Origin of the sequence: Salinivibrio costicola subsp. alcaliphilus, assembly GCF_001996185.1 — a bacterium.
GTDB classification, from domain to species: domain Bacteria; phylum Pseudomonadota; class Gammaproteobacteria; order Enterobacterales; family Vibrionaceae; genus Salinivibrio; species Salinivibrio costicola.
In genome coordinates this window covers 61,503-83,627 of record NZ_MUFR01000003.1, presented here as the reverse complement: position 1 = coordinate 83,627, position 22,125 = coordinate 61,503, and the positions used below count along the sequence as shown (strand labels likewise).

Here is a 22,125-nt window from a genome sequence, read left to right as displayed (position 1 = left end):
CAACGACCTGCCTCTGCTACGTTAATCTTGGCTTTACGGTTCACAATCTACGCATTTTTATAACACTTATTCTACACTTGTCACACTCGATAATAATTTTTCGAACATTAATAGTGACCGAAAACGAAAGTTGATATACAGTTATACCCATCAATTAATGTTCGTTCGCTCATATCTGGACAAGGTCGGCTAATAATGACTACGCATAATACTCATCAAGAAGCATTACTCGATATTATCGTCGTGGGAGGCGGTATCAATGGTGCGGGCATCGCTGCAGATGCAGCAGGCCGCGGGCTTAATGTTGGATTGTACGATGCAAAAGATTTCGCATCGGCCACATCGTCAGCAAGCTCAAAGTTGATTCATGGCGGGCTTCGCTATTTAGAGCATTATGAATTTCGTTTGGTTTCCGAAGCGCTAGCAGAGCGTGAAGTGCTAATCAACAAAGCGCCGCATATTGCCTTTCCTATGCGCTTTCGTTTGCCGCATCGCTCTTATCTGCGCCCCGCGTGGATGATTCGTTGTGGCCTCTTTTTATATGACAATTTAGGTAAACGTTCGACGTTACCAAGTAGCCACAAAGTGGATCTCAGTAAAACCGGCTATATGAAAAAAGAGATGAAGATCGGTTTTGAGTACTCTGATGCGTGGGTAGATGATGCGCGTCTCACACTGCTTAACGCTCAGTTTACCAAAGAGAAAGGCGGTGAAGTCCGTAACTATTGTAAAGTGGTGACGGCAGAGCGTGAAAACAATATCTGGCGTGTTACCTTAGAAGATGCACATACCGGCGAGCGTTTTGAGCGCAAGTCGAAAGCCTTGGTGAATGCAACAGGGCCTTGGGTCAAACAATTCTACGACGATAGTCTTCATGAAAAATCGCCACGTGGGATCAAAATGATCAAAGGCTCTCATATGGTGGTGCCACGTATCCATCAAGATCCACAAGCCTATATTCTGCAAAATAATGATGGTCGTATTGTATTTGTGATCCCTTACCTGGATAAGTTTTCACTGATTGGCACCACGGATGTTGAACACAAAGCGGATCCGCGTGAAGCTAAAATTGATGATGCTGAAGTTGATTATCTGGTTGATGTGGTCAATCAGCATTTTACGCACCAAATCAAACGCGAGGATGTTATTTGGACCTACAGTGGTGTGCGTCCTCTATGTGATGACGAATCGGATTCACCGCAGGCAATGACACGTGACTATACCATTGAGTTAGAGCAGCAGGGCAGTCAAGCGCCGCTCGTATCTATCTTCGGCGGTAAGCTCACCACTTATCGTAAACTGGCCGAATCAGCCATGCATAAACTTGAGCCATTTTTCGATAAAATGGGTCAGCCTTGGACCGCAAACGGAACGTTACCTGGTGGTGACTTTAGCTGTGGTCGCGATGATCTGGCCATGTCAATCAAGCAACGTTACCCGTGGTTAAGTCACGAGACGGCGCAGCGATTTGTGGACACATACGGTACTTGCACCCATCAGTTGATGAAAGGCTGCACCAGCGAGGCAGATATGGGACGTCAGTTTGCAGATGGTGTTTATCAAGCTGAGCTAAATTATCTCATTCAACACGAGTTTGTGCAGCATGTTGAAGACGCGCTATGGCGCCGTACGAAGCTTGGTCTCTATTTGACTGAAGAGCAGGCTGATGCGATTAGCCAGTACATCGAGCAACAGCGCGTCAAGGTGCATGCACTGCCATTGAGTGAAGCGAGCTAACACTTGGTAAAGTGAGTCGTTCAGAGAACAAGATTCGATGACTAAAAAGAGCGCCGACCATCGGCGCTCTTTTCTATTGGTTGGTGTTAGTGCCTTTTCGTTAATGCCTTTTAGCCGATAACGTACTGCCTAACGAGGCAGTGATTACCATACCGATGGCGAGCCATTGGCGCAGTGCAAGTTGCTCGTCGAGAACCAATAGCCCTGCCATTGCGGCAACGGCGGGCTCTAAACTCATCATCACACTGAAGGTTTGCTTAGGCATATTTCGCAGCGCGATCATCTCTAACGAGTAGGGAATAGCGCTAGAAATGAGTGCCACCGCAATGCCCAATGGCAGCAGTTGCCACTGGAGCAGAGCGCCATCGGTGGCAACGTAGCCCGCGGGTACAAGATAGAGCGCAGCAACCGTCATCCCCAGTGCAACAGTGCCGCCGCCTGGCGCTAGATTGCCCGCTTTTTGACCAAATAAAATATAGCCAGCCCAGCAGCCCCCGGCGGCTAGGGCGTATGCAACCCCTCGTGGGTCGAGGGCATTTACGCCTGATAGATCCGGGAGCAATGTGATCACACCGCCGACGGCGAGCACAATCCAAAGGCTGTCCCGCGCGCGCCGTATTGAAAGCAATGCAACCAGAAGAGGACCCGTAAATTCGAGTGCAACGGCAATCCCGAGAGGAATGGTTTCAATCGCTAAATAAAGCAGCAGCATCATGCCACCCAGGCAACTGCCATAAACGCTAATAGCGCGCCAGTGACGTCCACGAGGCCATTGGCGCCAAGGCCGAAAAACCAGCCATAGTATCAGGGCGGAAAACCCGACTCGCAGAGCACTTGTCCCGACAGGCCCCACCAGAGGAAATAGCTGCTTGGCAAACGAGGCACCGAATTGAATCGCGCACATGGCGCCAAAAACACTCAATATAGCGATAAAAAGCGCGCGAGCCTGCATGTTTCCTCTCCTTGGTGATATTAAAGTCTTACCTTAACATAAAGACAAAAAAAAGCCGCTCCGATGAGAGCGACCTGGGATGTTAATTGAAATGTTATGCATTCGCTAAGGCCTATCGTCGCAATAAGCCGACGGGAATGTTGATGGTGATTAATCACCTTTATGGTGTTGGCGTTGGCGCCGGTATTTTTTCATTGCGCGACGTTGCTCAATGACTTTTCTCGCCTCACCGCCGACGTGCTGTTCACCACGTTCTCGTGCAAGACGGACTTGGTACTCTCGCTCTCGAAACGCTGCCTTTTGGGCGTCGGTGTGTTTGTCAATGCATTTAGGGCAAGAGACGCCTTGCTCATAGTGTTCGCTTTCCATGTCTGCTTGCGTGATGGGTAGGCGACAGGCATTACACATTGCGTAAGACCCTCGCTCCAAATCGTGATTAACGGCAACACGGCTGTCGAAGACATAACACTCTCCGTTCCACAAGCTTTCACTCTCAGGCACTTCTTCGAGGTACTTAAGGATCCCGCCTTCTAGGTGATACACCTCATCAAAGCCTTTTTCTTTCAAAAAAGCGGTCGATTTTTCACAGCGGATCCCGCCGGTACAAAACATGGCGACTTTTTTGTGCGTGCTAGGATCAAGCTGCTGTTCAACATAGTCTGGGAATTCACGGAAGCTATCTGTATGTGGATTAACGGCTCGTTCAAAGGTACCAATCTCGATTTCGTAATCATTACGCGTATCGATCACTAACACATCTGGATCGCTGATTAACTGATTCCACTCTGTTGGTTTGACATAAGTGCCCACGCTTTGGCGCGGATCGATGCCTTCAACCCCCATGGTCACAATTTCTTTTTTCAGTTTTACCTTGGTGCGACTAAATGGCTGGCTGTCTTCGAACGACTCTTTATAGTCAATATCCGCTAGGCGTGGGTCGTTTCTAAACCACGCAAACAGCGCATCCATATTTTCTCGTGTCGCAGCGACTGTACCATTGATGCCCTCGTGAGCGAGAAGGAGTGTACCGCCTATCTGATTGGCTTCCATTACCTCAAGCAATGGCGCTTGCAAAGACTGATAGTCTTCAAGGGTGACAAATTTGTACAAAGCACAAATGACATAAGTAGACATGTTTTTTCCTCTTGCTGGCTGGAGCGTAAATCCAGTGCATGGGTTATTAGGGGAATAAAGCAGGGCGCGGAGTATATCGAAATGACAACCCTCTAAACACCGACAGAAAGTATGGTTACTGAGCAAAAAAACGTACCATGCACGGCTTGGTGCGCTCCAACTGTTTCGCTCTCAAATCAAATAAAGCCTGTAACGGCGACATCAAAGCCAATATTTATGTGATAAAAATCATGAATTCGCGGCAAAAATATCGCTCATGTAAGATTATAGTCGTAATTTGAATGCGTTTTTAGTCACGCCATGTTTGTTTTTATTTTGTACTCTAACTATTTGTAGCTGGGCGTGACTCGCTGGCTTGTGGTAGGCGCTGAGCGATGGCTGCACAATCAAAGGAAGGAATTCGCAGATGCTTGAAGAATGGATTAATGCCTTCGTCGGCTTTATTTGGGGAAAGCCCATGCTCATCTTACTTGTCGGGGGAGGGATCTTTTTTACCCTATACGGCAAGTTTACGCCATTTCGCTATATGGGGCACAGTTTAAAACTCCTTACAGGGCAGGTTGATGATGGCTCGGGGCATGGTGACTTATCGCATCGAAAGGCCTTGGCAGCTGCCTTGTCGGGGACGCTTGGGCTGGGCAACATTGCTGGCGTCGCTTTGGCGCTCAGTGCGGGAGGTCCTGGCGCGGTATTTTGGATGTGGTTAACCGCATTACTGGGTGTGTCGACGAAATTCTATACCTGCACACTTGGCGTGATGTATCGCCACAAAGACAGCGAAGGTCGTGTACATGGCGGACCCATGTACACGGTGCGTAATGGCTTGGGTAACAAGTTTAAATGGCTCGCGGTGTTATTTGCTATCGCGGGATTAATGGGCTTTGTTCCCTCTTTTCAGATTAATCAGCTCGGCGCGGTAGTCCAAACACAACTGTTTCCAGGGGTTGAGTGGCTAGAAAGTACGGCCTTTTCGTGGGGGCTGGGTATTGTCTTGGCTATTTTTGTCGGGTTGGTGATTTGGGGCGGCTTGAAGCGGGTTGCGGACGTTGCTGGCGCACTGGTTCCCCTGATGGCTGGAAGTTATATGGTGATGGCGATTGTAGCTTTGCTGCTCAACGCAGAGCGGGTGCCGGCTGTTTTTCAATCCATTTTTGCTAGCGCCTTTTCGCCTGATGCTATGTTTGGTGGCTTGATCAGTGTGATTATTGTTGGTGTCAGTCGAGGCGCTTTCTCGAATGAAGCAGGGATTGGCACTGAAGTGATGGCTCATAGCGCGGCTAAAACCAATGAACCGGTGCGCGAAGGCTTAGTCGCAAGTCTCGGGCCAATTATCGATACGTTAATTGTATGCAGTTGTACCGCTTTAGTTATCTTAGTTACGGGGGTATTGGACCAGGCTGACGGCATGCAAGGTGTCAGTTTGACGATGGCTGCTTTTAAAGCCGCATTTGGTGCGCCTGGTGCATGGCTATTAGCCGCACAAGTTTTGGTGCTGTCTTTTACCACTGTATTTACGTTCTGGTATTACGGGTATAAGTGTTTTGTTTATCTGTTTGGCGAAACGGCAGGACAGTACTACAAGTACTTATATCTCTCATTGGTGGTGTTAGGGGCGGTTGTATCATTGGATGTCGTCTTCTTATTCTTGATCGGCGCTTATGGCCTGATGGCGGTTCCTACGATGGTCTCTGGGCTGTTATTGGCACCAAAAGTCAATCAGGCGGCGAAAGCCTATTTTTCAAGTCAGGCATATAAAGGGGCAGCCCAGGTTCAGTCTCGCGCGCCTCATCATTAAACCGCTGTTTTTGTTATAGCCGAAAGAGCAAAATCAAAAGGCTGCCTATGTTCGGCAGCCTTTTTTATCAAAGTAGACTGTTTTCTATCGAAGAAGGCAATGCTTTCGTGCGTATATGTGTTAGTCATCCAGCGGCGCACCAAACACATACTTGTCAACCAAGCTAACCATACGCCCAATCTCAGGTTTTGTAATGGTGTCGTTTGCACCGAGCTGCAAGGCTTTCGCGCGGTTATCTTCACTCATAATGGATGAGAACATAATAATTGGCATGGTTTTGTAGGCGTCTGTTTCACGTAGGCGCTTGACCAAGTGCATACCGTCCATCCGGGGCATTTCAACATCTGAGACAATGGCATCGACAAATTCAGTGATGGCGACGCCTTCTTCTTTTGATATACGCTCAAACTCGATCAGTTTTTCGAACGCTTCACCACCGTCTTTGGCGGAAATAATATTAAAGCCGGCTGAGCGGAGGGTGTTTTCGATCAAACTACGAATAAAGGCGGAATCATCGACGACCAACGCGGTTTTAGCTTCGCGTTTTTTAGCGCTAGACTCGGATATATTGACGCTTCTATCCTGAGTGACATCGTATTTTTCCATGCTCAATTCAGGATTGATGTCAGCGATGATTTTTTCGAAGTCTAAGATCATGATCAGATTTTTGTCTTTACGTACCACAGCAACCACACAATCTTGCTCGCCAGCTTCTAAAAACTGGCTAGGAGACTCAACGGCTTCCCATGAAATCCGATGAATGCGGCTGATACTATCGATCAAAAAGCCATTGGTCATATTGTTGAAATCGGTAACGATGACAAATTTGTTATCTTTTTCTGGTCGTGTAGGCACCCCCAACCAGCCAGCGAGATCAATCAATGGGGTTAGCTTGTCGCGCGATGAGAACACACCAATCATGTGTGATTGTGCATTGGGATAATCCGTTGTTTCAGGGACTTGAATGACTTCACGAACCTTGGCCACATTGATACCGTAGTAGCAAGTTTTGGTGCTACCGTCAGGAAGTTGTTTTATCAAGTGGAACTCGATGATTTCGAGCTCATTCGTCCCACTTTCCGTTAGTATTTCGTTCTTTGATGGCTCGTGATTCATGCCTACCACATTTCCTTTCGATAACAGCGAACAACGCTGATGTGAGCTTACGTTTGGTCAGTATAAGCCCGAGATCGTTAAAGCGACAATATTTGCGCATCAATCAAACGATGATCTGTGGCCTATCGCGCTAATTGATGTATCAAATACGTCATCCAATCACAGGCTTTTAACATTAGCACTGATAGTACCACTCATTGTTGTATCTGTATCGAGTTGCGTTGTTTTGGTTCCTGTGTCATCAATGAAGTCGTCGTGAGGAAATAGGAGGCAGGGATGTCTGAGTCCAGTTATCAATGGTTAGAAAGAGTGCGCGATATGCGCTTTGTGTTTGAAAAACAGAAAGCGATAGCCAACCAAGACGCGTTTCCTGACTATACGCAACGTATTGATAGCCTTAAGCGGCTTCGTCGAGCAATAAAAGGTCGCCGTGAAGTACTACAAAAAGCTCTTAGCGACGATTACGGCCACCGTGCTTTTGGTGATACCGAAATCGCTGATATTCTGCCACTGATACACCAAATTGATTACACCCGTCACCGATTAAAACGATGGATGAAGCCGCAAAAACGGCGTCCTGGGATTACCTTACTCGGAACTAAATTGGCGGTACACCAACAGCCAAAAGGGGTAGTTGGGATTGTCGTGCCGTGGAATTTTCCAATCATGCTGGCAGTCAGTCCATTGATTTGCGCGTTAGCGGCCGGCAATCGGGTAATGCTCAAGCTTTCGGAGTTCACGCCGAACACCAATCGGGTATTACGCGAGCTCATCGCGGATGTGTTTAGCCCTAAGGAAGTGGCCGTGATTGAAGGGGAAGTGGAAGTGTCGCGTCGCTTTACTGAATTAGAGTTCGATCATCTATTTTTTACCGGCTCGACCCAAGTTGGACGGCAGGTCATGCTGGCTGCGGCTGATAATTTGACGCCGGTGACCCTTGAGTTGGGGGGGAAATCTCCTGTGATCATTGATGATAAGATTGATATGGATGTCGCCGTCTCGCGGCTTATTTACGGAAAGTGCTTAAACGCTGGGCAGATATGTGTTGCCCCCGACTATGTGCTTTGCCCTGAACATCGGCAAGAAGCGTTTATCCACGCCTACCAACAAGCGTTTCGTGCCATGTATCCTGATTTTGAGGCCAACCAAGACTACAGCCAGATCGTTAACCAAACTCAAGTAACGCGGCTAGAAGAAACACTGCAAGATGCGTTAGATAAAGGTGCGAGGCGCTGGTGTGCGCTCGATAAAAAAACCATACCGACGGCCGAAAAACGATGCTGGCCAACTCAGTTACTGACTCATGTCACTGACGAAATGCGGGTGATGCAAGAAGAGGTTTTTGGTCCGCTTTTGCCCATTGTCACTTATCAAGATTTTGCCGAGGCACTACATTATATTCAGGCACGTCCACGACCGCTCGCTTTGTATTTGATGAGTAATGATGCGGAGAAACGCTCGCAGGTCACCACACAGCTTCACGCCGGCGGCATGGGGATTAATGAAACCTTGTTTCATGTCGCGGCAGAAGATGCGCCTTTTGGGGGCATTGGTGATTCCGGCATGGGGCATTACCACGGCATTGAAGGCTTTTATACCTTTAGTCACAGTAAAACCGTGCTCACCCGTGATAGATGGGACACCAGCTTTTTAGTTAAACCGCCATACAACCGCTGGTATAAACGCTTAATGCGCTGGTGGTTGCTCAGATAATTAGGAGTATCTGTTTTAGATTGTCTTTCGATCTATACATTATTCGGTTAAATCACTAAACCTTTTAGGGGAATTGATCTATACCTTTGGTTGTTACATAAGTGTTAAAATCGATGCGGGCAACCAAGGGAGCAACCTAATGGCTTTTTCAATACAACCCGATTCTATGCTGCCAGATATTAGCAATCATGAACGAGCAATGGTCGAGCAAGAGGTAAAGCTCGCCGTCACCGATGCTAATGGCAAATCACTGGGGTATTTGGCGATGGTGCCCGATGCGCAGCGCTTTATTACCTTAACCCAAGATAACGCAGAGGCGTTGAGTTTTATCAAAACCCCATGCAGCGTTAATGCGGGCTATTATCAGTGGTCGTTTTTTTATGACGATATTGAATATGGCCTGGATTGTTTAATTGAGCCGGACAGAAACAAGTGTCGACTTTATGCCAACGATCACGCTGCGGCTGCGCCCTCATGGAAGCTCGCTTATCAAGGAGAACTTGGCCCTTTAATGATTGCAGCGCCTATCTCTGCCATTGGGCCGGGTACGCGTATCGCTGTCACGTCTTCAGATACTGAAGTACCTAATGTGTTAGTGGGCGCGCTTGATGGCGGCGTGTTGATTCATGAAGAATCTGCCTAACAAAAAAGCATTAAGAAATGTGTAATGAGCCAGCGAAACCGCTGGCTTTTTTAATGGTATCCATCCTCTCGAGAGACCGAGCCTAAAAACCAGGTTTACCCTCGACAATACGAGACAGAACCAACTCAAAGGCGAAGCGTCAGTGTTATTTGCAATCTCATGTCGCGCGAGATGTAACATGTGCGTGATTTATCATAAAAAAATGAGATGTAAACAGTTACAATTTGTCAACAACAAGCAAACGAAAATGTGGTTGTTGCATTGTTTTGCAAACAATTCAATCAATCTAATTAATATAAATAATTTGGAGTATTATTCTGATTATTTGTCAATTTATTGGTTTTTTGTGCTGCTATTTGAAGAATAGTCCAGCTGTATTTGCGTGTTTTTGGTGATACAATTAGGACATATATCTATTACATATATGTGATAGTTTAGGTTGAACTCGGTACTATGCAACCGCACAAAATATTATAACTAAGAGAGTTTGACGTGAACCAGACTATAGATATCTCCTCAAAAAGTGTATCGCACCGTTGGACCCAGCATGACACCCATTGGGCGCTTAGCTTGTTTGGAACCGCGGTCGGTGCCGGAATTTTGTTTCTACCCATTAATCTAGGAATGGGAGGCTTTTGGCCGCTGATTATTATGGCGGTACTAGCGTTTCCGATGACGTATATGGCGCACCGGGGTCTAGCGCGCTTTGTATTATCGTCGCGTCACAACGATGCCGATTTCACCGATGTCGTCGCAGAACATTTCGGCGCCAATGTCGGACGTATGATTTCGATGCTGTATTTCCTCTCTATTTTCCCCATTTTATTGATATACGGCGTTGGGCTGACCAACACGGTTGATAGCTTTTTAGTCAACCAACTGGGATGGGTATCACCAAATCGCGTGTTGCTGTCGGGTGTACTAGTCGCTGGTATGATTGCGATCATGTTGGGTGGTGAACGCCTGATGCTGCGTGCGTTCGCGGCGATGGTTTATCCGTTGGTTGCCATTCTGGCGTTTCTGTCTTTTTATCTTGTTCCATCGTGGCAAACGCCTAATCTCAGTTTACCGCCGATGGGTGAGCTGGGTATGAGTCTTTGGTTGGCGGTGCCTGTGGTGATTTTCTCGTTTAGCCATGCAGCGGCGATTTCTAGCTTTGCCAACATTCAGCGCCGGCATTACGGCGACGAGGCTCAAGGTAAGTCAGAGCAAATTCTTAAACGTGCCGGTATTATGCTGGTGGCTTTTGTGTTGCTGTTTGTGTTCTCGTGTGTGTTGACACTCACCCCAGCACAAATGGCAGAAGCAAAAGCACAAAATGTGTCTGTATTGTCGTATCTTGCTAATGTCACCCATAACCCGTTTATTGGTACCTTGGGGCCTTTGGTTGCTTTCATTGCGATTACTTCATCGTTTTTGGGACACTTCCTTGGCGCGCGTGAAAGTTTGAACGGCTTGGTGACGAAGCACAGTAAACTCACTTACAAAAGCGCCGACAAACTGGGCGTCATCGTGATGTTTTTTGCTATTTGGGGCTGTTCCGTGATCAACCCCAGTATCCTTGACATGATGGGTGCATTGTCTGGGCCTGTGATTGCGATGATCTTGTTCATTATGCCAACGGTTGCCGCTTACAAGGTCAAAGCCCTGGCGCAGTATCGTGGGCAAGTAGGTACTTACTTTATCTTCATCACAGGGATGCTTGCGATATCAGCATTGCTTTATAACCTGATGGGCTAATTAAGTATTCGTAATCATCCATTAAAAAAGCGCCCACTGGGCGCTTTTTGGGTTATATTTTCTAATCTATTATAAGCGGTTTTCTTATCCGATGTTCTCTGCGCATATCTCTCAGTTGTGACATATAAATGCATTTAAATCAGCCTTTAAAGTCACATTCATTTCTGTTTTCTTTGACTTTGTTTGTCAGCTTATGAATGAGCTCATATTATGTAACTGCTAGCCTATTACTTGTGGGATAAATTGATAATTATCAATCTTTGTTTGTGTGTCAGCGCCGATGATGAGGTCAATGTTCATTGATCATGAGGGCTGTTTATGACACATCCAACCGATACAGATCGGCAAGTGACATGGGGATGTTACTTGGCACTGGTATTCGCTGTGGTGTTTTTCTCGGGATTGTTACAATCCAATCAATGGTACGGCGTGTTCGACTTTACCACCTTGAATGGTTCGTTCGGACAAGTTGCGTATCAGGCCACGACTGCGACAGACGGCACGGTAGAGGTGGCAACAACATCACTTCGCGGTAAGGGCGGGAGCGGTGCGCGTGATGGTTTCATTTTTGCGTTGACCTTAATTCCTACCGTGATGTTTGCGCTGGGTATGATTGGTGTACTTGAGCACTATGGAGCGCTTGATGCCGCGCGCAAACTCTTAACGCCTCTTCTTAAACCTGTATTAGGCATTCCTGGAAATTCAGGACTAGCACTGATTGCCTCCATGCAAAGCACAGATGCTGGCGCAGCGATGACTCGTCAATTGAAAGATGAGGGTTACCTGACCAAGCGTGAAACCGATGTATTCACCATGTTTCAGTTCACGGCAGGCGCAACCATCGTCAACTTTTTTTCCTCGGGTGCGGTACTTTTTACTTTAACCATGTCAGACGGTTCGTTAGCGGTGACATCGTCAATTGGTCTTGCTATTGGCGTGATCTTCTTATTTAAGTTCATTGGTGCCAATGTCTTTCGTTTGTACCTCAATATAACTGAGGGCAAAGGACCGCAGCGAGAAAAGACACAATCCTATCAAGAGGAGCACGCATCATGACCCAGTCTTCTACCAGTAAACCGATGATCACTGACATCTTTGTCGAAGGCGCTAAGAAAGGTTGGCATATTGCAACAACATCAACCGTGCCTAATGTTGTCATGGCGTTTGTGATTATCAAAGCACTTCAAATTACCGGCCTACTGGCCTTGATGGGCGATGTGTTTGCACCTGTGATGGCTGTATTCGGATTACCCGGTGAAGCCGCCGCAGTGCTAATGGGGGCATGGATGTCGATGGGAGGCGCTGTTGGTGTCGTGATCACTTTGTTTGACCAAGGCATTCTCACCGGTACCCATATCGCTATCTTGGTTCCTGCTATTTATTTAATGGGTTCGCAAGTGCAATACATTGGCCGAGTAATGGGCCCGATTGGCACTGAAGGCCGCTACATCCCTATTATGGTCGGCATTTCTATTCTGAATGCTTTTGGCGCCATGTGGGTGATGAATCTTTTACTTTAGGAGGCATGATGACGTTTTCTTTGCAACGCTACCTAGATGAGTTGGCGCCTCTAGTCAATATCGACTGTGGCACCTTTCAACGAGAAGGTATTGAGGTGATTGCGGCCCTAATGGCCGATAAATATGAGCAAATGGCAGGATGGCATATTAAGCGAGTGGAATGTGGAGAGGCAGGGATTGGATTGGAAATTCGCAACCAGCCAACCCATCCACATATCGATGTGATGCTGATTGGTCACATGGATACGGTCTTTCCTCAGGGGACGGCGGCAGAGCGTCCCATGCATATGGAGGACGGCTTCGCATACGGTCCCGGTGTATCAGACATGAAATCAGGCTTGCTTAATATCGTGTATGCACTGCGCGCATTGCCGCAAGCAGAACGTGATGCATTGAGCATTTGTGTCTGCATGAACCCGGATGAAGAGGTGGGTTCGATACATTCCAGTACCTGGCTTGAGTCCGTTGCTCGTAATGCACGCTATGTGCTGGTGGCAGAGGCGGCCCGCGCAGATGGTGGCTTAGTAAAAGCGCGTAAAGGCATGGCGCGTTATAAAATTGCCGTTTCAGGTCGTGCCGCTCATGCTGGTAACGAGCCAGAAAAAGGACGTAGCGCGATTACAGAGTTAGCTCATTGGCTGGTGACCCTCGATAGTATGAAAGATCTAGAGGCCGGTACCAGTATTAATGCTGGTTTGATTGAAGGTGGAGCGGGGGCGAATATTGTCGCTGCTTATGCATCGGCACTGGTTGACGTCAGGTTCTGGGACAACAATGCTTATTGCGCGCTTGATCAAGCCATTCAAGCGCGCGCCTCTCACCCTTACACCCCCGATGTCACCATTGAATTGGTTCGCGAAGCCTATAAACCAGCGATGGTGCCGACCCCTGAAACGGAACACTTGATGGGTCTTGTTGAAGCGGCAGCCTTTGAGGAAACCGTGCCTATCCATTGGAAAGCGGTGGGCGGCGGCTCCGATGCCAATAATACCGCAGCATTGGGGATCCCTAGTTTAGATGGATTTGGCCCAGTAGGAGCCAACTTCCATAGTGATGGTGAGTATTTGCAACTCGACTCCATTGAACCAAGGATCCGCTTGCTCACTCGGGTGTTATCACGTTTAGCAGAGCAAAAAACAGTCTAAACATTGCGCGGCTACAATAAGCGGTAGCCGCGATGGCGTTTCCCATCAAGTGACCATGTCATATTACAAATTAGGGGGGAAGTTGATCTGCTAGAGTTGATCGACGCAGTAACACCACTTGTTATTTCTGCTTGCTCATTTACTATAAGCATTAGTACTTGCTAAATTATTGGGTGTGTATGTTACCAAAACGATTTTTCCCTATTGTTGCGCCGTTTCTGATGTCAGTGTTGATGGTGACATTGATGACAGCGGTAATTACCGCTGTGAATACCGGGCTGAGCAGTGGGTTTGTTTGGCGTTGGTTAGAGGCCTTTATTGTTGCTTGGCCCATTGCGTTTTCTATTATTTTTGTTTCGTCAAAACATGTTCAACGGTTAGCTCAGTGGCTGTGTAGCCGCGAGTAAAGGATTATAGGACGTGTAGAACCGTGCAGTTTTTACCCTGTTTTTTGGCCTGGTACATGGCTTTGTCAGCATCGATAATTTCACTGTGAGGCATGCCGTTAGGGTAATAAGCAACGCCTAAACTGATCGTGACAGGCTTAGACGCGTGATTAAATAACGCTAAACTCTGTCGCGCAATCTCTTCACATAAAACCCTTGCTTGTGCCAAGGCACCCTCTGCACTTGAGAAATATTGGAGTATTGCAAATTCCTCGCCGCCAATACGGGCGATAATGGCATCTTTCGGCAATAGAATTGTCGCCGTTTTAGCCACAAAACAGAGCACCTCATCCCCATGAGCGTGACCAAAACCATCGTTAAATGCTTTAAAATCATCAATATCAAAAACCATTAGCGCGATGTCGCCTCTCGTTTTATCCAAGTCATAGAGGTGTTGATAAAAATACCGGCGATTGCGCAACAGCGTTAATGAGTCGGTAATGGCTTGATCTTGAAGCATATCGTTGGCTGTTTGTAGCGCGCGCGTTTTTTGTTTGACCGTTCGCTTAAGTAAGACAATGTAACTGGTAACGATAAAAATACTGATAGCGACTAAAGCAGGAAATAAATGTGTAGGGTAAACCGTTTCAACGTCATAATAGACCCAGCGATTGAGTAGCTGGCGTTTAGTATCGTCATCTAACCAAGCAAATTTATTGTCTATGCGATTAAGTAATGCCGCGTTGCCTTTCGCAAATCCAGCGTGCAGCATCTCTGTATAAAGGTGCCTGACAGGGATAAAAAGGTTGTGGTTCGTGGTGGTATAAAGGTGATAATTTGCCACTTGCAGGTCGGCCACAAAATGCTTGAATTTTTTCAGATAATGCCGCATCAAGCATGGCTTGGTTATTCGGGAAAAGCTGCAATGCTACGTCTGGAAAGTTAGCGCTCATAAACTCTTCTTCGTACCCGCCTTGTACCACGCCAATCTTATGTTCGGTCTCACCAGAAAGGACAAAGTCAGCAGACGTGCCCATCATGGATTGACTGAAAAATACTTGCGTATCAATGGCAAATAGAGGCGTGCCAAAATCCATGAATTGCAACCGCTCCGGTGACTGAAGGAGCCCAGCGTGCACATCAGCTTGACCGGTACGCACTAAATCGATTGACGTTTGCCAATCGGTCAATAGAAACTCGATATCATAGCCATTGCGGTCGCCAAATTCTTTCCAAAAGTCAATCAAGATCCCTCTGGGTTCTTGGTTGCTATTGAGATAAGAAAATGGACGCCATGCATGCGAATTAGCCACCTTTAAAACAGGTTTTTGTGACTCAGGTTGTTCGCTGTTATCAGAGTGAGCGCTGGGGCTTATCGATAACAACACGCCAACGCACAGTGTAAAAACAATTTGGCGGGCCAAAACATACAACGCCCCAGAATGCAGCATAAATAAACCCTGAATATGGCAATACATTAAGTGTGCGGTGGTCACCGCATCACGTCTTTATCATCAGTATATGAATAAATTCTTAACTTCTGGGATAAATTTGTCTCGTTTTCTTATAACTATAGGGTTATAAAGGTGATCGCGGCTGTTGCATAACACTGAGATTGTTCGGCTAGCCGCTTAAACGGGTGTTAACGCACGCAAAGGTCAATGAATCAAATCGCCACTTCTTAATGATAGGTATCGTGATCAGCGATCACCTGTTCTTTGATAGTTTGAAACGGATAAGATGCAAGGGCGCCAAACCCAGGTATGGCCTTCGCCTTAATTTTGGTATGAAGCGGTGACGATAGGCCGAGTAAAAAGCGCGTCATTGCCGCCGAAGTTGGCGTGCCGTCGCAAGCAGCCGCAAAGTGCTGACACCATGAGGATAACGCTTGCGCATCGATCGCCGGTAATTCTGGGCGCGGAGGTAAATGGGCGATCTCGCCTTGGCATACCGAGCAATGACCACAGGTGGTTGGTGCCGCATGATCACCAAAATAGTCGGCAAGGCGCTGACTAATACAGGTTGAAGAAGATAACAAGGTCAGTAATTGGTTGATGCGGGCAAGCTCGCTCTGTTCTTTTTTGGCAAAAAGGGCATACAGCGTCTCAGCTTGATCGTGAATATCAATCTCGTGGGTGTTCACGCCAAACACTTGTGTGGCTTGTTGTGTCGCGAGTGATAACCAACCTTGTTCGTGAAAGTACTCCAATGCAGTTAACGCGCGCTTTCTTTCTGCTCCAAAGCGTTGCCACAGTTGTTGGAAATCCATCTTGTACCAGGTTTTTGCTTTGATCGCGCATGCAAATAGCTGGGCAACAAATTCGCGTCGCTCACCATGGAATTTGGCCGTAATGGCGGCGGGTGACTCCACACACTGGAATTTCACATCGGCAAAGTAACTGTATTGGCTGGTGATCACGCCGGCCATTTCTAAATAAACGAGCAAGGTTTTAAGCGGTAAGAGCCGAATATTATATGTCCGTGAAAGACTATGGAGCATGACTTCCCATTGTTGACCTGCCTGTTGTACTTCTTCCAGTAACCCCTGAATCGCCATTTTGTCTGGCGTATCGCCGTAGATAAAATTCTCTAGTACATTCAGACTCGACTGGTTAGCGAGTACCGTGCAGGTCGCCTTGTGACCATCCCGTCCCGCGCGGCCAATTTCTTGGCTGTAGTTTTCAATCGACTTCGGCAAATCAAAATGGATGACACGGCGAATATCCGCCTTATCGACGCCCATCCCAAAGGCGATGGTCGCAACAATACATGGCGATTGGCCCGACATAAATGCCTCTTGTATCGACACGCGAACATCGTGACTCATACCGGCATGGTAAGCTGTCGCGGATATATGCTGGGATTGTAACCACTGGGCGATATTCTCCGCGGTCTGCTGCTGGGTGACATAAATGACGGTCGGCAAATCGGGGTCGGGCTTTAACTGCTCAACCAGCGCTTGCCGTTTTTGCGTCTCTTCCACGGCGACCACATTTAGATGCAGGTTAGGACGATAAAACCCCGTTAATGTGATGTTATTTGCCGGGATGGCAAACTTCGTCTGCATATCCTCAACCACAGCCGGCGTTGCGGTGGCGGTGAGAAGCAAGACTTGCGGAATATTTAATTGCTGTCGGTAAGCAGGGAGTTTGAGGTAATCAGGACGAAAATTGTGTCCCCATTCAGAGATACAATGCGCTTCATCCACCACCAATAACGAGATCGGGATAGGCGTGATAAACTGGCGAAAACGTTCGTTATTCAAACGCTCGACTGAAATCATCAGTACCTTGATGTCGCCGCGACGGACTTGATCCATCACTTGTTTGGTTTGTTCGGGTGTCTGCGTTGAATCGATGGTGGCCGCTGGGATGCCTTTGCGGGTCATAAATGCAAGTTGATCATGCATTAATGCCAGCAAAGGCGAAATCACCAATGTTAAGTGGGGCAGCTGTGTGGCCGGCAATTGATAGCATAATGATTTACCTGCACCGGTGGGAAAGATCGCACAGGCCGATTCACCTTGCATCACCTGCGAGATCACTGCTTCTTGTCCCGCACGAAATGACGAAAACCCAAAAATTTGCTCAAGTGCTTGTGCCAACATGCCGTCTTTCCCCTACTTTTAACCAAGTGTCTGTTTATGAACAGGCGGGAAAAGGTATCGGCTATGTGCCGAGGTTGCAAGCACAGGCGGTATGCGTGCGAGCGACCCCATTATCTTCAATAAGTGGGGTCGATCTTTTCTTAACGGATGCGAGAGCTATCACAGCGCCTTAATCAGTGCTGCGATCTCATCCCACCTTTGCTCATCAATCAACTTGGCGGGCACCATCCAAGTACCGCCACATGCCAGTACAGAGGGCAACGCGAGATAATCGCTCACGTTTTCTTCACTCACGCCGCCGGTTGGCATAAAGCTGACCGGGTACACCGCAGATAGCGCTTTTAACATCGCAATGCCTCCCGACGCTTCCGCGGGGAAAAACTTCAACGTATCAAGACCAAGTTCCATGGCTTGCTCGACCAAACTCGGGTTGTTGATCCCAGGGACGATGGCAATCCCACGTTGTTGGCAATGTTTTACTGTAGTGGGATTAAGCCCAGGGCTAACAATAAAATCCGCCCCAGCGTCAATCGCAGCATCGACTTGTGCAGGCGTCAGTACCGTTCCGGCCCCAATCAGTAGCTCGGGATAGGCATCGCGCATTTGGCGGATAGCACTGGCAGCCGCGTCGGTACGAAAGGTGATTTCGGCGCACGGTAAGCCATTGTCGACCAAGGTTTTAGCGAGCGGCACGGCATCGTCCGCATTATTAATCGCAATCACCGGCACAATGCGAATTGCCTTGAGACGTTGGTTTAGTTCAGTCATGGGATTCCCTTATAGTAAAACGCTTAATAGCGCTACGATAACAAACGCGATAGTCCCGAGCAGGGTTTCCATCACAGTCCAAGTTTTTAGCGTGGTTTTTTCATCCATTTCGAGCAAACGTGATACGAGCCAAAAACCCGAGTCGTTGAAATGCGATAAAACGGTAGCTCCACCGGCAATCGCGATGACAATAAAGCATAAATCGAGTTGAGATAAGCCGACAGTGTGCGACACCGTGGGCGCAATCAGCGCGGCTGTGGTTGTGAGTGCGACGGTGGCTGAGCCTTGTGCGACACGCAAGCAGGTAGCAATCACAAACGCGGCCAATATTATCGGCATCCCTGTATCTGACAGCATGTTGGCGAGTGCTTCACCAATGCCGCTAGAACGAAGTACGCCTCCAAACATCCCGCCCGCACCGGTCACCAAAATCACCGCACAAATCGGTGCCAATGAGTCGGAGCACAGCTTCTCCATTTTACTTTTGCCAAGCTTTTGGCCGAAGACTAACAAGCAAGTTAACAGCGTGATGAGCAGTGCAACCGGTGTTTTACCCAGCATACGCAGAAAACCAACCCATGGGTTTTCGCCGTCAACGATACCTGCAACACTGAGTGCGTTTAAGCCTGTGTCGAGGAAAATTAGCATGACAGGTAGGAGTAAGATCATCAGCACCGTAGAAAAGGTGGGATGGTCCTTTTTGTTTTTAAACATCACTTCTGTATTTAAAAACGCCTTCGCAAGGGGAATATTGAATTTCTTGCCGGCATACAAACCAAATAAATAACCGCCTAGGTACCAAGTGGGTAGCGAAACCAGTAGCCCAACAACCAAGAGCAGACCCATATCTGCGCCGAGTAAATCTGAGGCCGCAACGGGGCCGGGGTGCGGGGGAACGAAGGTATGCATAACCGCAAATGCACCCGCGACGGGTAGGGCATACTTTATCGGTGAGCCACCTAAACGTTTCGCGACACTAAACATAATGGGCATCATCACAATCAGCCCCGCATCAAAGAAGATCGGAAAGCCAAATAGTAGAGAAGCGATACCCAGTGCAAACGGAGCACGGGCTTCGCCAAAACGGTCGATCAGCGTATCGGCCAATACATTTGCGCCACCGGTGACTTCGAGAATTTTACCAATCATGGCGCCGAGCCCAACGAGCAAGGCGACCGACGCCAGGGTGCCGCCAAACCCTGTCATCATGGCCGGCACTACCTTATCGGTAGGGATCCCCGTGGCCAAAGCAGTGATTAAGCTGACCAATGTGAGTGATGCAAACGCATGCACCTTAAGTTTCATTATCAGTAGTAATAACAACGCGATAGCGCCCAATGCTATCAAGAGTAAAGTAGTGGGTTCAGGGCTTTGTGCGAGTAGTTCCATGGCTCACCTCTTCCGACCAGGATGTTTGTGTTAAACTTCACAAATCTCAAAGTTACCGGTAACATGTTACCGGTAACCACACTAAGATAAAGACAATTATTGAATGCGTTATCAAAAATGAGATCTGGTTAAAATCTCGCTAAGGAGTGGGTATGGCAATTGGCAGTGTGATTGTGATGGGCGTCAGTGGCTCGGGGAAAAGCACCCTTGGCGCAAAGTTGGCACAGCGCTTAGGGGCAAAGTTTATTGATGGAGACGACTTACACCCGCGTGCGAATATCGAAAAAATGGCGACGGGTAAGCCGCTTGATGATCATGACCGAACTCCCTGGCTGGGCCGGATTAGCGATGCCGCTTTTAGTTTGGAGCATAAACATGAATATGGCGTGATTGTGTGTTCAGCCTTAAAGCGCCGCTATCGAGACCAGATCCGAGATGGCAATCAGAACGTTACCTTTTTGTTTTTGGACGGAGATTATGCGTTGATCCTCGCAAGGCTTCGAGCGCGCAAAGGGCATTTTATGAAAACCCATATGCTGGATAGCCAGTTTGCCACGTTGGAGGTGCCGGGTGACGATGAGCCTGATGTGGTCCGAGTCGGCATTGATGCAGACATTGATACTGTGGTGACACGTGCAGTGAACGCTTTAAAAGACAAGGAGGATGCCGAATGACACATCCGACATTGATGGCAGTGACAGAGGCGTTATGCCAGCGCAGCCAACCGACGCGCATCGCGTTTTTGCATCGGACTCAACAGCAAGCCGATACCGGGAAAGCGCGTACCAGTCTGTCTTGCGGTAACATGGCGCATGCGGTGGCGGCGTCGTGCCAACAAGACAAACAGCACATGCTGGATATGACCACCGCCAATGTGGCGATTATCAGCGCCTATAACGATATGCTGAGCGCGCACGCGCCCTATGCTGACTACCCTGATCAGATCAAAGCCGCTTTGCTGCCGTTAGGTCATACCGCGCAAGTGGCAGGTTGTGTGCCTGCGATGTGTGATGGAGTGACCCAAGGCCAACCGGGAATGGAAATGTCGTTGTTTTCACGTGATGTGATTGCACAGGCGACTGCGATATCGCTGAGTCACAATGTGTATGACGCAACATTATTGCTTGGTGTATGCGATAAAATTGCACCGGGACAATTGATGGGCGCGCTGGCCTACGCCCATTTACCTACCTTATTTATTCCCTCCGGCCCAATGACAACGGGCACCAGCAATGATCAAAAAGTGGCGGTGCGTCAAGCCTATGCGGCAGGCGAAGTAGGCAAAGACGCACTACTCGCCATGGAATGTCAGGCTTATCACAGCCCGGGAACCTGCACCTTCTATGGCACGGCCAATACCAATCAACTGGTGCTCGAGGCGATGGGATTAATCTTACCTGGCGCTGCTTTTGTCCCACCAGATTCAGCGTTGCGCCAAGCGTTGACTTGCTATGCAGCGACAGCGTTAGCTTCTCAGTGTGCCGGAAGTGCAACTTACCGATCATTAGCCGATGTGGTGACTGAAAAAAGCGTGGTGAATGGTGTGGTTGCGTTGTTGGCTTCAGGCGGCAGCACCAACCATACCATCCATTTGGTGGCCATGGCGCGAGCAGCAGGGATTATCCTAACGTGGGAAGATATTGATGCGCTCTCTCGTGTAGTGCCCTTGCTGACTCGAGTCTACCCCAATGGGCCGGCCGATATTAATGCCTTTGAAGCGGCCGGAGGCGTACCGACGTTAATGGCTCACTTACATGCGCTAGGGTTATTGCATGCCGATACCTTGCCTGCCGTCGGCCAATTTAGCGACCAGCTGACCACACCACGATTAGATCAGGGGCAGCTTGTTTGGGAAACCGCCACCCCATCAACCGACACAGCGGTCATTGCCCAGCCCGGTTTACACTTCAGTGCAACTAGTGGTTTGCGCATGCTGTCTGGCAATATGGGTAACGCGGTGATCAAAGTCTCAGCGGTTGATCCCGCGCATCGCGTAGTTTGTGCGCCCGCACGGGTGTTTGAGTGTCAGCACGAGGTCGAGCAGGCCTATCAACGCGGTGAGCTCAACCAAGATGTGATTGTGGTGGTGCGTTTTAATGGCCCTGCTGCTAATGGGATGCCAGAGCTCCATAAACTCATGCCTATTCTCGGCAATGTGCAAAAAATGGGTTATCAGGTCGCACTGGTAACAGATGGCCGGTTATCCGGCGCGTCAGGCAAAGTCCCTGCGGCCTTGCATGTCTGCCCGGAAGCCATGCATGGCGGTGCGTTGGCGTCCATTCAAGACGGCGATCTGATCACATTGGACGCGAATACTGGCGTATTGACCTGCCATGCTGACTTATCTCAACGATATGTAGCTAATACGCCTCAAGCTGCTACAACCTGGGGACGTGATTTGTTTGCTGCGGCGCGTCAGCAAGTGTCTCGCGCCGATGAAGGAGCGACGTATCTATTTCCGTGATCGCTCGGTCAACCGT

At 48.4% G+C, this 22,125-nt stretch carries 19 protein-coding genes; 11 read left to right on the top strand and 8 right to left on the bottom strand.

The genetic code is table 11. The annotated features are described in order from the left end of the window. Positions 1-195 precede the first annotated feature (195 nt). Positions 196-1,737: a glycerol-3-phosphate dehydrogenase gene (gene glpD / locus BZJ21_RS01730; protein WP_077457321.1), complete on the top strand. Its 1,542-nt coding sequence runs from the start codon at positions 196-198 to the stop codon at positions 1,735-1,737. Positions 1,738-1,837: 100 nt separating this feature from the next. On the opposite strand, the gene BZJ21_RS01725 is transcribed toward glpD, so the two are convergent. Next, positions 1,838-2,689, bottom strand: a complete 852-nt coding sequence (locus BZJ21_RS01725) for an EamA family transporter (protein WP_077660895.1) — start codon at positions 2,687-2,689, stop codon at positions 1,838-1,840. A gap of 150 nt (positions 2,690-2,839) precedes the next feature. After that, entirely contained in the window at positions 2,840-3,823 is a 984-nt protein-coding gene (gene trhO, locus BZJ21_RS01720) for an oxygen-dependent tRNA uridine(34) hydroxylase TrhO (RefSeq protein WP_077668977.1), read from the bottom strand. 406 nt (positions 3,824-4,229) lie between these two features. Between trhO and BZJ21_RS01715 the strand changes: the two genes are divergently transcribed. Further along, positions 4,230-5,618, top strand: coding sequence for an alanine/glycine:cation symporter family protein (locus BZJ21_RS01715; RefSeq protein ID WP_199878831.1), 1,389 nt, complete (start codon positions 4,230-4,232; stop codon positions 5,616-5,618). 120 nt (positions 5,619-5,738) lie between these two features. Here the strand turns inward: BZJ21_RS01715 and BZJ21_RS01710 are convergent, their stop codons facing one another. Further along, positions 5,739-6,734, bottom strand: a complete 996-nt coding sequence (locus tag BZJ21_RS01710) for a chemotaxis protein (protein ID WP_021022971.1) — start codon at positions 6,732-6,734, stop codon at positions 5,739-5,741. Positions 6,735-7,010: 276 nt separating this feature from the next. Here BZJ21_RS01710 and BZJ21_RS01705 point away from each other — a divergent pair, with 276 nt between their 5' ends. The 7 genes from BZJ21_RS01705 (at position 7,011) to BZJ21_RS01670 (ending at position 13,902) form a co-directional block, all read left to right on the top strand. Next, a complete protein-coding gene (locus tag BZJ21_RS01705) occupies positions 7,011-8,447 on the top strand; it encodes a coniferyl aldehyde dehydrogenase (RefSeq protein ID WP_077668976.1) in 1,437 nt (478 codons plus the stop codon). A 139-nt stretch (positions 8,448-8,586) separates the two neighbouring features. Continuing rightward, the gene (locus BZJ21_RS01700) at positions 8,587-9,090 is read left to right on the top strand and encodes a hypothetical protein (RefSeq protein WP_077457301.1); all 504 of its coding nucleotides are present in this window, start codon (positions 8,587-8,589) and stop codon (positions 9,088-9,090) included. A 492-nt stretch (positions 9,091-9,582) separates the two neighbouring features. After that, positions 9,583-10,830: an aromatic amino acid transport family protein gene (locus BZJ21_RS01690; protein ID WP_077668974.1), complete on the top strand. Its 1,248-nt coding sequence runs from the start codon at positions 9,583-9,585 to the stop codon at positions 10,828-10,830. Between the two features lie 318 nt (positions 10,831-11,148). Continuing rightward, positions 11,149-11,886 carry a nucleoside recognition domain-containing protein gene (locus BZJ21_RS01685; protein ID WP_021022977.1) on the top strand — a complete coding sequence of 246 codons (738 nt, stop codon included), beginning with the start codon at positions 11,149-11,151 and terminating at the stop codon, positions 11,884-11,886. Beyond that, positions 11,883-12,350: a YjiG family protein gene (locus tag BZJ21_RS01680; RefSeq protein WP_021022978.1), complete on the top strand. Its 468-nt coding sequence runs from the start codon at positions 11,883-11,885 to the stop codon at positions 12,348-12,350. The genes BZJ21_RS01685 and BZJ21_RS01680 overlap by 4 nt, the downstream gene beginning before the upstream one ends. Before the next feature lie 8 nt (positions 12,351-12,358). After that, the gene (locus tag BZJ21_RS01675) at positions 12,359-13,495 is read left to right on the top strand and encodes a M20 family metallopeptidase (protein WP_077660883.1); all 1,137 of its coding nucleotides are present in this window, start codon (positions 12,359-12,361) and stop codon (positions 13,493-13,495) included. Positions 13,496-13,674: 179 nt separating this feature from the next. Beyond that, the gene (locus tag BZJ21_RS01670; protein ID WP_077576117.1) at positions 13,675-13,902 is read left to right on the top strand and encodes a DUF2798 domain-containing protein; all 228 of its coding nucleotides are present in this window, start codon (positions 13,675-13,677) and stop codon (positions 13,900-13,902) included. A 4-nt stretch (positions 13,903-13,906) separates the two neighbouring features. On the opposite strand, the gene BZJ21_RS01665 is transcribed toward BZJ21_RS01670, so the two are convergent. From BZJ21_RS01665 to BZJ21_RS01645, 5 genes are all read right to left on the bottom strand, one after another. Next, positions 13,907-14,653 (bottom strand): GGDEF domain-containing protein, encoded by a 747-nt coding sequence (locus BZJ21_RS01665; RefSeq protein WP_158075491.1) that lies wholly within the window; start codon positions 14,651-14,653, stop codon positions 13,907-13,909. Further along, the gene (locus BZJ21_RS01660; protein WP_158075490.1) at positions 14,610-15,332 is read right to left on the bottom strand and encodes a transporter substrate-binding domain-containing protein; all 723 of its coding nucleotides are present in this window, start codon (positions 15,330-15,332) and stop codon (positions 14,610-14,612) included. The genes BZJ21_RS01665 and BZJ21_RS01660 overlap by 44 nt, the downstream gene beginning before the upstream one ends. Before the next feature lie 230 nt (positions 15,333-15,562). Beyond that, positions 15,563-17,488 (bottom strand): RecQ family ATP-dependent DNA helicase, encoded by a 1,926-nt coding sequence (locus tag BZJ21_RS01655; RefSeq protein ID WP_077576115.1) that lies wholly within the window; start codon positions 17,486-17,488, stop codon positions 15,563-15,565. Positions 17,489-17,647: 159 nt separating this feature from the next. Continuing rightward, on the bottom strand, positions 17,648-18,256 hold the full coding sequence (locus BZJ21_RS01650; RefSeq protein WP_077576113.1) for a bifunctional 4-hydroxy-2-oxoglutarate aldolase/2-dehydro-3-deoxy-phosphogluconate aldolase: 609 nt from the start codon (positions 18,254-18,256) through the stop codon (positions 17,648-17,650). Positions 18,257-18,265: 9 nt separating this feature from the next. Then, entirely contained in the window at positions 18,266-19,645 is a 1,380-nt protein-coding gene (locus BZJ21_RS01645; RefSeq protein WP_077660878.1) for a GntP family permease, read from the bottom strand. A 152-nt stretch (positions 19,646-19,797) separates the two neighbouring features. On the opposite strand from BZJ21_RS01645, the gene BZJ21_RS01640 reads away from it, so the two are divergent. Both BZJ21_RS01640 and edd read left to right on the top strand, forming a co-directional pair. Further along, on the top strand, positions 19,798-20,319 hold the full coding sequence (locus BZJ21_RS01640) for a gluconokinase (RefSeq protein ID WP_077576110.1): 522 nt from the start codon (positions 19,798-19,800) through the stop codon (positions 20,317-20,319). Next, entirely contained in the window at positions 20,316-22,109 is a 1,794-nt protein-coding gene (gene edd / locus BZJ21_RS01635) for a phosphogluconate dehydratase (protein WP_077668971.1), read from the top strand. Before BZJ21_RS01640 ends, edd begins: the two co-directional genes overlap by 4 nt. Positions 22,110-22,125: the final 16 nt, after the last annotated feature.

What these genes read in the sequence shown, in the direction of transcription:
- glpD (WP_077457321.1), top strand. Translation starts at nt 196, where the DNA reads ATGACTACGCATAATACTCATCAAGAAGCATTACTCGATATTATCGTC.
- BZJ21_RS01725 (WP_077660895.1), bottom strand. Translation starts at nt 2,689, where the DNA reads ATGCAGGCTCGCGCGCTTTTTATCGCTATATTGAGTGTTTTTGGCGCC.
- trhO (WP_077668977.1), bottom strand. Translation starts at nt 3,823, where the DNA reads ATGTCTACTTATGTCATTTGTGCTTTGTACAAATTTGTCACCCTTGAA.
- BZJ21_RS01715 (WP_199878831.1), top strand. Translation starts at nt 4,230, where the DNA reads ATGCTTGAAGAATGGATTAATGCCTTCGTCGGCTTTATTTGGGGAAAG.
- BZJ21_RS01710 (WP_021022971.1), bottom strand. Translation starts at nt 6,734, where the DNA reads ATGAATCACGAGCCATCAAAGAACGAAATACTAACGGAAAGTGGGACG.
- BZJ21_RS01705 (WP_077668976.1), top strand. Translation starts at nt 7,011, where the DNA reads ATGTCTGAGTCCAGTTATCAATGGTTAGAAAGAGTGCGCGATATGCGC.
- BZJ21_RS01700 (WP_077457301.1), top strand. Translation starts at nt 8,587, where the DNA reads ATGGCTTTTTCAATACAACCCGATTCTATGCTGCCAGATATTAGCAAT.
- BZJ21_RS01685 (WP_021022977.1), top strand. Translation starts at nt 11,149, where the DNA reads ATGACACATCCAACCGATACAGATCGGCAAGTGACATGGGGATGTTAC.
- BZJ21_RS01680 (WP_021022978.1), top strand. Translation starts at nt 11,883, where the DNA reads ATGACCCAGTCTTCTACCAGTAAACCGATGATCACTGACATCTTTGTC.
- BZJ21_RS01675 (WP_077660883.1), top strand. Translation starts at nt 12,359, where the DNA reads ATGACGTTTTCTTTGCAACGCTACCTAGATGAGTTGGCGCCTCTAGTC.
- BZJ21_RS01670 (WP_077576117.1), top strand. Translation starts at nt 13,675, where the DNA reads ATGTTACCAAAACGATTTTTCCCTATTGTTGCGCCGTTTCTGATGTCA.
- BZJ21_RS01665 (WP_158075491.1), bottom strand. Translation starts at nt 14,653, where the DNA reads ATGCTGCACGCTGGATTTGCGAAAGGCAACGCGGCATTACTTAATCGC.
- BZJ21_RS01660 (WP_158075490.1), bottom strand. Translation starts at nt 15,332, where the DNA reads ATGCTGCATTCTGGGGCGTTGTATGTTTTGGCCCGCCAAATTGTTTTT.
- BZJ21_RS01655 (WP_077576115.1), bottom strand. Translation starts at nt 17,488, where the DNA reads ATGTTGGCACAAGCACTTGAGCAAATTTTTGGGTTTTCGTCATTTCGT.
- BZJ21_RS01650 (WP_077576113.1), bottom strand. Translation starts at nt 18,256, where the DNA reads ATGACTGAACTAAACCAACGTCTCAAGGCAATTCGCATTGTGCCGGTG.
- BZJ21_RS01645 (WP_077660878.1), bottom strand. Translation starts at nt 19,645, where the DNA reads ATGGAACTACTCGCACAAAGCCCTGAACCCACTACTTTACTCTTGATA.
- BZJ21_RS01640 (WP_077576110.1), top strand. Translation starts at nt 19,798, where the DNA reads ATGGCAATTGGCAGTGTGATTGTGATGGGCGTCAGTGGCTCGGGGAAA.
- edd (WP_077668971.1), top strand. Translation starts at nt 20,316, where the DNA reads ATGACACATCCGACATTGATGGCAGTGACAGAGGCGTTATGCCAGCGC.